This is a genomic window from Bradyrhizobium sp. CB1717, from assembly GCF_029714325.1.
GTDB lineage: Bacteria > Pseudomonadota > Alphaproteobacteria > Rhizobiales > Xanthobacteraceae > Bradyrhizobium.
Genome location: NZ_CP121666.1, coordinates 6,561,868 through 6,575,395, shown reverse-complemented (window position 1 = coordinate 6,575,395; position 13,528 = coordinate 6,561,868). Strand labels below are relative to the sequence as shown.

General features: G+C 63.3%; 16 protein-coding genes and 1 pseudogene. 9 read left to right on the top strand and 8 right to left on the bottom strand.

Features of this window, described 5'->3' with window-relative positions; translation table 11 throughout:
* Positions 1-2 precede the first annotated feature (2 nt).
* A complete protein-coding gene (locus QA649_RS30810) occupies positions 3-482 on the bottom strand; it encodes an Lrp/AsnC family transcriptional regulator (protein WP_183241221.1) in 480 nt (159 codons plus the stop codon).
* A gap of 143 nt (positions 483-625) precedes the next feature.
* Between QA649_RS30810 and ald the strand changes: the two genes are divergently transcribed.
* Entirely contained in the window at positions 626-1,741 is a 1,116-nt protein-coding gene (gene ald / locus QA649_RS30805; RefSeq protein WP_283020498.1) for an alanine dehydrogenase, read from the top strand.
* A 3-nt stretch (positions 1,742-1,744) separates the two neighbouring features.
* On the opposite strand, the gene QA649_RS30800 is transcribed toward ald, so the two are convergent.
* The 5 genes from QA649_RS30800 to QA649_RS30780 form a co-directional block, all read right to left on the bottom strand.
* Positions 1,745-2,380 (bottom strand): DsbA family protein, encoded by a 636-nt coding sequence (locus QA649_RS30800; RefSeq protein ID WP_283020497.1) that lies wholly within the window; start codon positions 2,378-2,380, stop codon positions 1,745-1,747.
* A 191-nt stretch (positions 2,381-2,571) separates the two neighbouring features.
* Complete coding sequence (locus tag QA649_RS30795) at positions 2,572-4,482, bottom strand: NAD(P)-binding domain-containing protein (protein ID WP_283020496.1); 1,911 nt, start codon at positions 4,480-4,482, stop codon at positions 2,572-2,574.
* Positions 4,479-5,120, bottom strand: a complete 642-nt coding sequence (locus QA649_RS30790; protein WP_018647711.1) for a TetR/AcrR family transcriptional regulator — start codon at positions 5,118-5,120, stop codon at positions 4,479-4,481. Before QA649_RS30790 ends, QA649_RS30795 begins: the two co-directional genes overlap by 4 nt.
* Positions 5,117-5,983, bottom strand: coding sequence for an AMP-binding protein (locus QA649_RS30785; protein WP_283020495.1), 867 nt, complete (start codon positions 5,981-5,983; stop codon positions 5,117-5,119). The genes QA649_RS30790 and QA649_RS30785 overlap by 4 nt, the downstream gene beginning before the upstream one ends.
* Positions 5,872-6,609 carry an AMP-binding protein gene (locus tag QA649_RS30780; protein WP_283020494.1) on the bottom strand — a complete coding sequence of 246 codons (738 nt, stop codon included), beginning with the start codon at positions 6,607-6,609 and terminating at the stop codon, positions 5,872-5,874. Before QA649_RS30780 ends, QA649_RS30785 begins: the two co-directional genes overlap by 112 nt.
* A gap of 173 nt (positions 6,610-6,782) precedes the next feature.
* Between QA649_RS30780 and QA649_RS30775 the strand changes: the two genes are divergently transcribed.
* From QA649_RS30775 to QA649_RS30745, 7 genes and pseudogenes are all read left to right on the top strand, one after another.
* Positions 6,783-8,042: an ABC transporter substrate-binding protein gene (locus QA649_RS30775; RefSeq protein WP_283020493.1), complete on the top strand. Its 1,260-nt coding sequence runs from the start codon at positions 6,783-6,785 to the stop codon at positions 8,040-8,042.
* Positions 8,043-8,125: 83 nt separating this feature from the next.
* The gene (locus QA649_RS30770; protein ID WP_018647708.1) at positions 8,126-9,028 is read left to right on the top strand and encodes a branched-chain amino acid ABC transporter permease; all 903 of its coding nucleotides are present in this window, start codon (positions 8,126-8,128) and stop codon (positions 9,026-9,028) included.
* Positions 9,025-10,044, top strand: a complete 1,020-nt coding sequence (locus tag QA649_RS30765; protein WP_283020492.1) for a branched-chain amino acid ABC transporter permease — start codon at positions 9,025-9,027, stop codon at positions 10,042-10,044. Before QA649_RS30770 ends, QA649_RS30765 begins: the two co-directional genes overlap by 4 nt.
* A gap of 2 nt (positions 10,045-10,046) precedes the next feature.
* Positions 10,047-10,145 (top strand): annotated as a pseudogene (locus QA649_RS30760) (ABC transporter ATP-binding protein); the annotation flags it as partial.
* Between the two features lie 304 nt (positions 10,146-10,449).
* Positions 10,450-10,770, top strand: coding sequence for a hypothetical protein (locus QA649_RS30755; protein WP_283020490.1), 321 nt, complete (start codon positions 10,450-10,452; stop codon positions 10,768-10,770).
* 35 nt (positions 10,771-10,805) lie between these two features.
* Positions 10,806-11,036: a hypothetical protein gene (locus tag QA649_RS30750; protein WP_283020489.1), complete on the top strand. Its 231-nt coding sequence runs from the start codon at positions 10,806-10,808 to the stop codon at positions 11,034-11,036.
* A gap of 266 nt (positions 11,037-11,302) precedes the next feature.
* Positions 11,303-11,770 carry a hypothetical protein gene (locus tag QA649_RS30745; RefSeq protein ID WP_283020488.1) on the top strand — a complete coding sequence of 156 codons (468 nt, stop codon included), beginning with the start codon at positions 11,303-11,305 and terminating at the stop codon, positions 11,768-11,770.
* A 109-nt stretch (positions 11,771-11,879) separates the two neighbouring features.
* Here the strand turns inward: QA649_RS30745 and QA649_RS30740 are convergent, their stop codons facing one another.
* Positions 11,880-12,314, bottom strand: coding sequence for a hypothetical protein (locus QA649_RS30740; protein WP_283026142.1), 435 nt, complete (start codon positions 12,312-12,314; stop codon positions 11,880-11,882).
* A gap of 355 nt (positions 12,315-12,669) precedes the next feature.
* Between QA649_RS30740 and QA649_RS30735 the strand changes: the two genes are divergently transcribed.
* Complete coding sequence (locus tag QA649_RS30735; RefSeq protein WP_283020487.1) at positions 12,670-12,897, top strand: hypothetical protein; 228 nt, start codon at positions 12,670-12,672, stop codon at positions 12,895-12,897.
* Between the two features lie 344 nt (positions 12,898-13,241).
* Here QA649_RS30735 and QA649_RS30730 read toward each other — a convergent pair whose 3' ends face one another.
* Positions 13,242-13,472, bottom strand: coding sequence for a hypothetical protein (locus QA649_RS30730; RefSeq protein ID WP_283020486.1), 231 nt, complete (start codon positions 13,470-13,472; stop codon positions 13,242-13,244).
* Between the last annotated feature and the right edge of the window lie 56 nt (positions 13,473-13,528).

Genomic DNA, 13,528 nt, shown 5'->3' with positions numbered 1-13,528 from the left:
AGCTATCGCTTCGCCTCGCCGAACACGACGGTCGGCACGGCGCGGTTGACGACCTCGCGCAATGCAAAACTCGATTGCACCCGCGCGACGCGCGGCAGGCGCGACAGCTCGGTGCGATGGATGCGCTCGAAATCCTGGATGTCGCGGGCGAGCACGATCAGGATGTAGTCGTCGGTGCCCGACATCAGGAAGCAGCGCACGACGGAGGGGCATTTCCCCACCTCCGCCTCGAACGCCTTGAGCGCCTCGTCACTCTGGCTCTCCAGCGCGATGCGGACCAGCACGGTCGTCGTGAGGCCGAACTGCGTCAGATCGAGCGCGGCCTGGTAGGCCTGGATGTAGCCGTCGTCCTCCAGCGCCTTCTGCCGCCGCGCCAGCGCCGTGCTCGATAGCCCGACCTTGTTGGCGAGCTCGGTGTGGCTGGCCCGCGCATTGGTCGTGAGTTCCGCGAGGATGGCGAGGTCTTTCCGGTCCAGGGCCAAGGTTTTGTTTCCGGCGTGAAAGGATGTTTCCGCGCCGGAAACCGGCGCGCGAGGTCCGAAACTAGCGGATATTTGCACGAAACCAAACCGGCCCTCTCGCTACGATCAACAACGGAATCAATTCGTTGGCGATGGAGCGGAAGATGGACGTCGGTGTTCCCAGGGAGATCAAGGTGCAGGAATATCGCGTCGGGCTCACGCCGGGCGCGGTCCGTGAATATGTCGCCGCCGGGCATCAGGTGACGGTCGAGACCGGCGCCGGCAGCGGCATCGGCGCGTCCGACGAGGTCTATCGGCGGGCAGGGGCTGCGATCGCCGACGGTGCCCGCGACATCTTCGCCAGGTCCGACATGATCGTGAAGGTGAAGGAGCCGCAGCCAAGCGAATGGGCTCAACTCCGCGAAGGCCAGATCCTCTTTACTTACCTTCACCTTGCGCCGGATCCCGAACAGGCCAAGGGCCTGCTTGCTTCCGGTTGTACGGCGATCGCCTATGAAACCGTCACCGACGCGGCCGGCCACCTCCCCCTGCTCGCGCCGATGAGCGAAGTCGCCGGCCGCCTCGCCATCGAGGCAGCCGGCGCCGCGCTCAGGCGGTCTGCCGGCGGCCGCGGTCTGCTGCTCGGCGGCGTCCCCGGCGTGCAGCCGGCGCGCGTCGTCGTGCTCGGCGGCGGCGTGGTGGGAACGCAGGCCGCGCGTATGGCTGCCGGCCTCGGCGCGGAAGTCACCGTGATCGACCGCTCCATACCCCGGCTGCGGCAGCTCGATGATCTCTTTATGGGACGCGTGCGGACGCGCCTTTCGACCATCGAGTCGGTCGAGGAGGAGGTGTTCGCCGCCGACGTCGTGATCGGCGCAGTGCTGGTGCCGGGCGCCAGCGCGCCAAAGCTCGTCACGCGCGCGATGCTCAAATCGATGCGGCCGGGTGCGGTGCTGGTGGATGTCGCGATCGACCAGGGCGGCTGCTTCGAGACCTCGCACCCGACCACGCATACCGATCCGACGTACGAGGTCGACGGCATCGTGCATTATTGCGTCGCCAACATGCCGGGTGCGGTGCCGGTGACCTCGAGCCAGGCGCTGAACAACGCGACGCTGCCGTTCGGCCTGATGCTCGCGAACAAGGGTTTTGCCGCGGTGCTGGAGAACCCGCATCTGCGCAACGGCCTCAACGTGCATCGCGGCCGCATCACCAACAAGGCGGTGGCGGAGAGTCTGGGGCTGGAGTTCGCACCGGTGGAGAGCGGGCTGGCGGCGTAACGTTCATGTCGACTTGCGATGACGGCTGCCGAGCGCAGCTTCGATCGTCTCGGGCTTCTCGATGCGTTCGATCAGCATGTCGATGCGGTCACCGCCCCAGAACAGTTCGCCGTTGAACACCATGGTTGGCACGCCGAACACGCCGAGCGCCTCGGCCTCATCGATGATGCGGTCGTGCTCGGCGCGGGCAGGGCCGTGGACATAGGCCTCGAATTCGTCGGCTGAGCCGCCGCACGAGGTGATGACATCGGAGATCGACGCGAGATCGTCGATCTCCAGTTCATGGCTCCAGAACTTACGAAACATCGTGTCGTGGTACGGTCGAAAGAAACCGTGCCGTTGCGCGAACAGCATCCCGACGCTGGAATAGAACGCGTCGTAGATCCGCCGCGGCCCCTTCATGACGAGCCCCTGCGCATTGGCATAGCGCCGCGCGTCCATATAGGCATAACGCACCTTGCGCCAGAAATGCGGCGTGCGCTCCTCGACCTTGCCCATGAACTCGGCAATCCGTAGCGTGTAGGGCAGCCATTCCAGCGCGACGCCGTGCGTCTGTTCGAGCTCGAACAGGCGCCTGTTCGCCACGAACGCGTAGGGGCTTTTGTAGTCGGTGTAGATGCGGACGATCGGCTTGGGCATGGCGGCTCCTTTCGAACGCGCGGCGTTGCCTGAGGTGCGGGAGGCTCATGCCGCATATTCCGTCATTGCGAGCGTAGCGAAGCAATCCAGAATCGTTCCGCGGAGACAGTCTGGATTGCTTCGCTGCGCTCGCAATGACGATGTGGTGAGAGTGCGGCACTAGCGCTACAGCCGATCCGCGGCGACAATCATTAGCCCTTCGTCAGCCTGTACTGGCGAAGATCCGGATCGTGCGTCATGCGCCAATAATCGACGAACCGCCACGGCATCGCCGAGAACACGCGGCCGCTCGAATTGCGGTAGTAGGTCGTCATGCCCGGATGGGTCCAGATCATCGCCTCGTGCTCGGCATCGACCTTGCGGACATAGTCGTCGAGCACGTCCGGGCGGACGTCGATCGCGGCGACGTTCTGCTCGATCATGTTGGCGAGACACGTCGAGATGTAGCGGCTCTGGCATTCCGACTGGAAGATGACGCTGCCGCCATGGGCGGGCCCCGAGTTCGGGCCGAGCATGCAGAAGAAATTTGGAAAGTCCGGCACGGTGAGGCCGAGGAACGCGGTCGGATTGTCGTTGCCCCAAGCCTCGCGCAAATCCTTGCCGTCGCGCCCGGTGATGTTGAGGCGCGCCGCCATCTCCGTCACCTTGAAGCCGGTGGCGACAACGATGATGTCGGCGGGACGGTGCTTGCCGTCGGCGGTGACGATGCCGCTTTCGTCGAAACGGTCGATCGCGTCGATGACGAGCTCGACATTGTCCCGCGCGAGCGTCTTGAACCAGTTGTTGTCGAGCAGGATGCGCTTGCCATAAGGCGGATAGGTCGGCACACACTTTTCGATCAGGTCGGGCCGGCCTTGCAATTCGGACAGGATGAAGTCGGTCAGCTCCTGCCGGTGCCGGTCATTGCCCTTGTTGACGGCGCGCTCGGGATGCGGCCAGGCCGGGTCCTTGCGCAGGAACGGCAGCAGGCCGTCGCCGTAACGCCAGAACATGTTGAAGCGGTACCACTGCACATAGAACGGCAGGTGCGCGAGCAGCCAGCGTGCGCCCTCGCTGATCGGATCGGAATAGCCCTTCACCGGCCGCGCCCATTGCGCGCTGCGCTGGTAGACCGTGACGGATGCGACGCGGCCGGCGATCGACGGCACAAGCTGCATCGAGGTCGCACCGGTGCCGATCACGGCGACATGCTTGCCGTCGAGCTTGATATCGCCGGACCATACCGCCGAATGCAGGATCGTGCCCTTGAAGTTCTCCTCGCCCTCGAAGTGGGCGCGGGAGGGATCGTTGAGCTGGCCGATGGCTGAGACCAGCGCGGTGGATTCAAAAGTCTCTTCGCCGTCCCTGGTCTTCAGTGTCGAGATCCAGCGCCGCTTAGCCTCGTCCCAGCGCGACGAGGTCAGCTCGGTGTTGACGCGCAGATGCTTGCGGATGCCGTATTCGTCCGCGACCTTCAGCAGATAGCCGAGCAGCTCCTCGCGCTGGCAGAAGTAGCGCGTCCACGCATTGCGCGAGCCGAACGAATAGGAATAGGAGTGGTTCGGCGTATCGACGCCGCAGCCGGGATAGCGGTTGATCCACCAAGTGCCGCCGAGCTCGTCGTTCTTCTCGACGATGGTGTAGGGGATGCCGAGATGGCCGAGCGCCACGCCGAGCGCGATGGCGCAGACGCCGGCACCGACGATCAGCACGTGCTGCTCGGTAAGCTTCTCGTTTGACGGCTGCTTGGTCCAGCGCGCCTCGCGCGGCACAAAACCCATCTCCTCGCGCATCAGGGGCGCGTATTCCGGCGCGACGTTCTCGCCGAGGCAGGCGCGCATCATCCTCAGCAGCAAGCCGTCGCCGGGGTCGGTGATGACAGGCTTTGGTGTGCCGTCTGCGAACAGCTTGACCACGGCGGCGCGGATTTCGTCTTGGACCTCGCGGGGCACGCCCGCCTCGGGATCGGGAATGAGGCGGATGTCGCGCTTGGGCAGGTACGGCGGCTCGAGCCATTTCTCGTCGCCGGTCATGTGCACCAGCACCATCAGCAGGCAACGGATATCGCCCTCGGCAATGGCCGAGGCGAGGTCGAGCGGCTTGTGCGGAGATTCGATGTTCATGGCGTGTCCTGATCTCCGGGGGAGCTGAAGAGCCCGCGCGTCATCAGCTTGCGATAGGCGGAGATGACGTGGTCGGGCACGGCGGTGACGCCGCCTTGCGAATAGGAGTAGCGGCGGCTGAGATAGCCGCGCGCGCCCATCAGCATGTGGACGATCGCCTCGAATTCCTCGTCGCTGTAATCCTCGATGGCGCCGGCAAGGCGGGCGCGGCGCAGGATGCGGACATAGGCGACCGAGATGTTGTCGAGATGCTTCTGGTAGCCGTGAGGCGCGAAGAACTCGGCCTCGTTGAGGATGCGCAAAAATTCCGGGACCTCGCGGATGAAGTCGAAGAAGGCGGAGAAGCGCTCGATCTCCTGCCGCGCCGCGTGCGCATTGCCGGTGCGGGCGCGGATGAACTCGACCATGTCGAGGCCGATCTTGGGCAGCAACTGGTCGAGCAGCTCCTGCCGGTTCTCGAAATGATTGTAGAAGGTGCCTTGCGCGACGCCGGCCTGTTCGGTGATGCGGGCGACGGAGGCTTCGGCATAACCATATTTGCCGACGACTTTCGTCGCGGCGTCAAAGATCTTCTGCTTGGTCCAGGCGTTGCGCTCGACGCGGTTGAGCTTTGTCACCTTGGCATTCACTTGCGTCATTCAGACGTCTCCAGCTCGGCGCGCAGCACGCGCTTGAGGATCTTTCCACTCGGGTTGCGCGGCAGGCTGTCGCGAATGATCAGCTGTTTCGGCACCTTGAAGCTCGCCAGCCGCGCGCGGCAGTGCTCGGTGAGGGCAGGGAGCTCGAGGCGCGCGCCTTCGGCGAGCACGACGATCGCGACGGGACGCTCGCCCCAGCGCGCATCGCGGAGGCCAATCACCGCGACCTCGCGCACCTCGGATAGCTCGTAGATGACGCGTTCGACCTCGGAGGAGGCAATGTTCTCGCCGCCGGAGATGATCATGTCCTTCTTGCGGTCGGTCAGGTACAGAAAGCCCTCGTCGTCGAGATAGCCGACGTCGCCGCTGCGGAACCAGTCGCCGAAGAAGGCGGAAGCCGTCTTCTCCGGATCCTTCCAGTAGCCGCGCGTGATCTTGGGTCCGCGCAGGCAGATCTCGCCATTGACGTTCGGCGGCAGTGTCTTGCCGTCCTCGTCGCGGATCTCGATTTCGACATGGGCGATGGCGCGGCCCGTGGAGCCGATCTTCTCGATCTCGCGGCCGGCCTCCATGAAGGTGTCGCCGCCGACGGTCTCGGTGAGGCCATAGGCATCAATGTAGCGCGCGTTGCGGAAATATTCGGAGAAGGCGCGGATGCGAGCCTCCGGCGTCTTCTCGCCGCCGCCGATCGCCCATCTCAAACTCGAGACGTCATAGCGATCGCGGGTGGGGCAGGTGAGCATCGCCGTGGTCATGACCGGCGCGAACCAGGCGGCGTTGAGCTTGTCCTCCGCGATCGCAGCAAGTGCGGTCTCGGGCTCGAAATTGCGCTCGATGCGGATGAAGCCGCCATGCCAGAGCACGGCGATGCCGGGCAGGTTAGCGCGCCGACGTGATAGAGCGGGCCGACCACGAGAAGCCGCGTCTCGGCAGTGAGGCCGAGCGCGATGGTCTGGTCGGCCGACTTCCAGTAGAAATTATCGTAAGTGAGCATCACGCCCTTGGGGCGGTCGGTCGTGCCCGACGTGTACATCAGCCGCATCAGGTCCGATGGCTGACGGACATGCATGGAGGCGGGCGGTGCGCCGCCTGCCAGATGCGTGACGCTCTGCTGCGCGGCCTCATTGAGCACGACAATCCTCGCGCCCGCTGCGTTCGCCGCCAATTCTTCATCGACAATCAGCAGGCGCGCGCCGGCATTGCCGGCGATGTAACCGACCTCGTCGAGCGAAAGACGAAAATTGATCGGCAGGAACACCGCGCCGAGATGGCTGGTGGCGAAGACGAGCTCAAGAAAGGCCGCGCTGTTCTTCATCAGCACCGCCACGACATCGCCGGCGCCGATGCCCTGCGCGGCGAGCCAGCCGGCCGCTTTCCGGATGCGCGCGTCGAGCGTGGCGTAGGAAATCTCCTCGCCGCGGTATTTCAGCGCGGGCCGCTCCGGCGTGCGCCGGGCATGAAAGCCGATGAAGCTCGACAGATTGATCATTTTCGCTGGTTTCAGGCCAGTTGCCGGCCTCGTTTCCTCTCCTATGAATTCTGACTCATAATTCATGTTTGGCTTGACGTCACCCCCTCCCTCTGAAATCCTTGGGAACACGGAGACGAGACGATCTCCGGCAAGGGACCAGGAAAACGCCGACCCGAAAGAGGGAGGGGAAAATGACGAGAACCCGCACGCCGGGCATCAGCCGCCGTTCAACACTGGCGCTGATGGGCGCCGGTGCGATGACATTTGCCGCGCCCTGGGTGGCGCGCGCTCAGGCCAAGACCATCAAGATCGGCATGCCGACGATTTTGTCGGGACGCGTCGCGCAACTCGGCACGTCCTCGCGCAATGCGGTGATGCTCGAGGTCGAGAAGGTCAACGCCGCCGGCGGTCTCGCCGGCCGGCAGATCGAGATGGTGATCCGCGACTCCAAGGGACAGCCGCAGGAAGCCGCCCGCGTCGCGCGCGAGCTCGTCAACACCGACGGCTGCGAGCTGATGATCGACGCCGAAGCCTCCTCCGGCGCCTTCGCGGTGCACGAGGTCGCGCGCGATCTCGGCGTGTTCTGCATCCACACCAATTCGGAGACCTCGGCGCTGACCGCGGATCCCAAGCAGCACATTCCCAACGCCTTCCGTACCGCGCGGCAGGGCGTGCACGATTCCATCGTCGGCGGCAGCTATGCCGCGGCGATCGCCAAGGCGAAGGGCTTGAAGAAATGGGCGACCTGCTCGCCCGACTATGCCTATGGCCGCGACACCACCGCGGAATTCACGCTCTACCTGAAGCGCTTCGCGCCCGAGGTCGAGATGATCAGCGAGTCCTGGCCGAAGCTGTTTCAGCCCGACTATACCGAGGTGGTGACGAAGATCCTGCAGGCCAAGCCGCAAGCGCTCTACTCCTGCCTGTGGGGTGGCGATCTCACCTCCTACATCGACCAGGCCAACATCTACGCGATGTTCGGCCAGATGGAGGTGTTCGCGGTCAACATGGCCGACTACACCGCACTCACCGTGGTGAAGAACCTGCCCAAGGGCATCCACTCCGGCAACCGCTACATCAAGACCTTCCCGACCACGCCGGAGAACGCCGCCTGGGGCGACGCCTACAAAGCCAAGTACAACGAATATCCGACCAACTGGTCGTGGGAGAACGCCACCGCCATCATGCTGATGGCGGAAGCTGCGAAGAAGGCGAACTCGGCCGACGGCAAGAAGATCGCGGAGGCGCTGAAGGGCCTCACCATCAAATGCCCGTTCGGCGCCGACGGCACCGTGACGATGCGCGGCGACGACCACACGCTGGTCGGCTACGCCATCGGCTGGGGCACCACGATCCCGCAGGAACCATACGTGCCCGAGGTCAAGGCCGGTGACTGGAAGACGATCTTCGAACTCGAAGCCGAGTGGAAGAAGAGCAAGGGCTACACCTGATCTGATGCGCGGCGGAGGCGGGCGACCGTCTCCGCCATTTGTTTTCCGCGCCACACCTCGCGCGCTGTAGTGAAAGTGCTCCCGTGGACCTCGATGCGCTTGCCGGCTGCCTTTCCAGCTCCGCCTGCCTGGTGACGCAAACCACCAGCGGCCTCATCATCGGCATGCTGCTGTTCCTGGTTGCGGTCGGGCTGACGCTGATCTTCGGCGTGCTCAAGGTGGTCAATTTCAGCCACGGCGCCTTCTATATGTTCGGCGCCTATTTTGCGATGACCGCCTATCAGCTCACGGGAAGCTTCGCGCTGGCGATGCTGGCCGGTGCGGCCGGCACTGCGATCCTCGGCCTCATCTTCGAGCGCGTCTTCATGAGCCGCGTCTATGGCGCCGACGTCCTGATGCAGCTGCTCGTCTGCTACGCCTTCGTGCTGATCTTCGACGATGTCGTGCGCATCATCTGGGGACCGGAGTTCAAGGCGATGGGCATGCCGTCGGCGTTCCAGGTCATGCCGCTGTTCATCGCCGGCGGTGTGGTGCCGCCTTATTACCTGCTGCTGATCGGCGTCGCGCTGGTCGCGGCCATCGTGCTCGGTATCGGATTGTCGCGGAGCCGCATCGGCAAGGTGATCCGCGCCGCCGCCCATAATCCCGGCATGGTCTCCGCCCTCGGCATCAACACCGGCCTGATCTATGGTGGCGTGTTCGCGCTCGGCGGCATGCTGGCGGGCCTTGCCGGTGCGCTGGCCGCTCCCGTGCGCTCGCTGACGCCAGGCATGGGATTCTCGGTGCTGATCGAATCCTTCATCGTCACCGTGATCGGCGGCATGGGCTCGATCCTGGGCGCGCTGATCGGTGCGCTGCTGCTCGGTCTCATCAGGTCGTTCGGCTCGCTCGGCTTTCCCCTGTTCACCGAAGGCCTGATGTATCTGTTCATGGTGATCGTGCTGGTCTCCAAACCCACCGGCCTGTTCGGCAAGGAGGCGGCATGACCGAGGTCGAGGCCGGGCGCGCGCAGACGCTGGCGCCGGCCCGCAGCGGCGCCGCGTTGCAACGCTATCGCGACGTGCTGATCGCACTGATCGCCTTCGCCGTGCTGGCGAGCCTGCCGCTGTTCACCGGCAGCAAGGCGCTGCTCGATTTCGTCATCCGCTGCTCGGCCTATGGCCTGTTCGCAACCTCACTCAATCTCTTGGTCGGCTACACCGGCCTGACCTCGTTCGGCCACGGCATGTTCTTCGGCCTTGGCGCCTACAGTTTTGGCCTGATCATGCAGAAGCTCGGCGTGCCCATTCCGGTCGCCTTCGTCGCCACGCTCGCCATCACGGCCCTGATCGCCGCCATCATCGGCGCGATCTGCGTGCGGCTGAAGGAGATCTATTTTGCCTTCGTCACGCTCGCCTTCCAGATGCTGATCCACTCGACCATTTTGTCCTGGGCGTCCTTCACCGGCGGCGACCAGGGCCTGCGCGGCGGCATTCCGCGACCCGCCTTCCTCGGCATCAACCTGGCCAACCACGTCCATCTCTATGTCGTGAGCTGCGCGCTGCTGATCCTCGGCCTGCTCGCGATGCGCCAGATCGCGCAATCGCCGTTCGGCTACACCTTGCGCATGATCCGCGACAATGCCGCGCGCGCGAGCTTCCTCGGCATCGACGTCTGGCGCGCAAAGCTCACCGTTTTCGTGCTGGCGGCGCTGTTCGCCTCGATGGGCGGCATGGTGATGGCGCTGTTCGTCTCCGGCGCCTATCCGGAATTCGCTTATTGGACGATCTCGGGCGAAGCCATCTTCATCAACATGCTCGGCGGTGTCTCGACCTTCCTCGGTCCGATGGTCGGCACCGTTCTGCTGCTCCTGCTCAACGACACCGTGACCCGGTTCACCGAGTACCACGGTATCGTACTCGGCGTGGTCATCCTGTTCTTTGCGCTCGGGCTGCGCAAAGGCCTGCTCGATTTCGTCGCCGATTGGTATGCGCACCGGCGCGAGACAGGCGAGGGGCGCTAGCCATGCTCGAAATCCGCAACCTCGCAAAATCCTTCGGCGGCGTGAAGGCAACCAACGACGTCTCGCTCGACTTTCCCGACGGCTCGCTCACGGCCGCCGTAGCCGAAGCTTTGCTTCGGCGTCCTTAAGAACGGCGGCCAAAGGCCGCCTACGCCGCCTTCTCACAAGGGGAGAAGGAAGAGGGGTAGACACGGGCTCACTCGGGTGAGGGGTCTGTCTCCCCAGATGCCCTCTATCCTTCCTGAGCAGCCTAGTGCCGGATGAACCGAGCGTAGACGTCGGGAAGCCGTAAACAAGATGCAGGCCTTGGATCGGCTGCGACCGCGGTCCGCGCAGCGCCGACAGCGGCGTTCGTGATGCGCGCCTGTATCCCAATTCCCACACTTGCCAGCAAAAGAGATCCGTTTGTCGCTTTTCGAACAGACGGAAAAAGCCCGCTTCGTTCCAATTCCCCAACGATCAAAAAAAGTCATCGGTGGGGGAAGCGAAATGGAACGTTCCCTGTTAGTTGAGATGGCGCGCGATAAATATGTCGAGCGTTGCAAGCAACGGGCCTTCGATCATCTGGACCGAGGCGATCTCAAGAACGCGGTCGCCTCGTTTGTCGGCAGTATGAACGCGCGTCCCGATTGCGAACTGCCGTTCCACCTGGCAGCGCTTGGCGCTTTGCTGCTGACGGCGAACGATGCGTTCGGCTGGAAAATGCTGATTGAAGGATTGAGGTGATGATCCGATAAACGCGGGCGTAGGGAGACTTGGGGATGGCTCACTACCGGGCTTATCTTTTGGATCAGCACCGCCACGTTATAAGCGTGGCGAAATTGCAGTGTGCCGACGAGCAGGAAGCACGAGAACGTGCTGCGCAACTGGTTGATGTCAACGACGTCGAGCTATGGCAACTCGATCGCCGGATTGCGGTCTTTGAGGCCCCGGCAAGCCGAACCTCGCAGCCTACGGGAAAGGAAAAGCCGCGGCGCCCTAAAGACAAATGAGGCGTGCATGTCAGTGCACGAATCCAGCGAGTTGAGTTCGCGGAGACAACCCCTCATCGGCGGCGTCCGTGGATGTTTTCGGCCAAGTGCTTCCGGTTCCTGTCGGGAACTTATGTGATCATCCTCGCTGCGCGCTGGCCGCTTGATTTGGATCAAGCGCGAGACAACGAAAAGCCAAATGCATGCGTTGGTGCCGTCGCCGTTGGCGCGGGCATCACTCGCGGAAGCCAGCGGATCGATGGCGCCTCACCATCAGGAGGAAGCTCATGGTTCGCTATGGTCTGATTGGTTTCGCGGCAGCCATCCTCGTCGCTGCCAGCCTTGTGCCCGATGACGCGTTTGCTCGCCGTGGCGGAGGGGGCGGCATGCGCGCCGGTGGCTTTCACGGCGGTGGCATGCGTGCTGCCCACGTTCGTGGCGGCGCCGTTCATGGCGGACGCGGCTATCGCGTGGCCGGAGGAGTTCGGCCGTCGCATCCGATAGCAGGCCGCCCGATTGCAGGTCGACCCGGCTATCCGGGACGCCCGATCGCTGGTCGCCCGGGACGTCCCGTTGCCGGTTATCCGGGCTACGGCGGCGGCTACTACCGCCCGGGCTTGGGCTATGGTGCTGCCGCGGTTGGCGCCGCCGCTGCCTACGGAGCCTACGGTTACTACAATAACAACAGCAGCGGCTGCTACTACAACTCTTACGGCAGCTACGTCTGTCCGAATCAATATCCGTATCAGTATTGAGAAGACCGGTGAGCGCGGACGGCGGTGACCAAGGGCCGCCGCCTGCTCCCGGCCTCTCGCCGCCGATCGTTCCGGATCGAACGCCTCGAAGCTTTCTTCTCGCGCGGGCTCACGATGGACACGCGCGATACATCGCCTGCAGCGGGTTTCCGCGGAGGAATATGGTTCGGGGCGTCAAGCCGCCGCGATGGGCGATCCAGCGCCGCACCGGTGCAGGATACATGAGATACATCATGCGCGTGGCGCCGGCGTTCGTGACAGCCCGTCCGCGCGGACCAATATCCCATGCCGCGTGGAACGCCAGCTCGGCCCGCGAGGTCACGCAGATCCTTTCGGAGGGCAGGGTCGCCAGGACAATGGTGCAGGCCGATGCGCAGAAGCCATCGATGATGACTCTCTGGCCCGAGGCGCGTAGCCGTTCGTACTTGTATATGTACTTCCCGATCGATCCGCCTCGATCGTCCGTGATCCGTATGGCGGCATCGCCCGAGCGCGATCCGGCGACCATGAGCGCTGCGATGACGAGCCCCACCCAACGTTTCATCTCAGGCCCCCCCGCGCGTTGCCTGATCAATCCTCTTGAATCAGGTTTCGCCTGGCTTGATCCAGATCAATCAACCCGAAAATGCGCCGACATCGGTGGGAGGTTGCCGAGCTGGCGGTTGACGGAATGGCGCGCGGATGGCCTCTCGGTTGGTACGTGAGGTTGCCGCAGCGACACAGAACTTGATCGCGTTTCCTTCTGAAGGGGACGCCAACTGTGTTTTGATCGCCCGCGAGGCGATTTGTCAGAGAGATTGTCCCAATTGGGCTCGCGTCCTCGACCTGATGTCGTCGAACCCCCAAGTATCTAGATTTAAATTCGGGTGCCAGGTTGCGGCTCTCGCGGGGAATAAGCAATGAAGGAAATGCAGGCCCAGCTAGAACTGCTCCGCGCGCAAATCGCCGAATGCGAGCGACTTCAGAAAACTGCCAAGAACCAAATCAAGCGCGACACATTCACGAGATTACTCGCTCGCTACAGGGCAATTGCTGTGGAGTTGGAGCGAGCAATAGCAGGAATGCCACCGGCTCGCGGTACTCTCCTGGGCCGCAAAACCAAAGAACCCCGTCCGAAAGAAGAGTAAGGCCCACCTGAGTTGGCAGCCTCTACGTGCTCTCCATCCAATGTGACCTGTTGGCCTGGTACGAAGTCGATGTCTCCGGATCATCCGTTCGCCGGCGACTCGATCCAGAAGATCGAGGACGAGATCGTCGTGGTTGAGGCCGGTCGCTCGCGCCTTCCGGATATACCCGCAGATGCTGGCTGCGAGTTTGCCGGAGCTTCAAAGTCCGATTTGTTCCCTCTCGACAAATGACGCCGCGGCTCGCGTCGCTCGCGATGGCTGCGTTGAACGTTACTGGATTGCATCAGTTGCGCTCGAACGATTTGAAGTCGTAACGAATTCGAATCACCTCCCGAAGGTGAAAATTAGTTCTGCGCCATAATCATAATGACTCCGCCGCAAAAAAAGAAAATAAGGTGCAAAAAACAAAAAATAGCTGGGAGGAGTAAATGGATACTGCGGGTCGCCTGCGCGCGATGGCATCGCTGTGCCGTCAGACAGCCGCGCATCATCCTGATCGAAGTTGGAAGCTGCTCGCGGAAGCTGAGTATTGGGAGCATTTGGCCAACGATACGCCGCTCGATGATTTCGAACATTGCCAAGTTGGCTCACCGCCTCATGGAGAGCACAGCGTCACGCAACCGACCGCGGC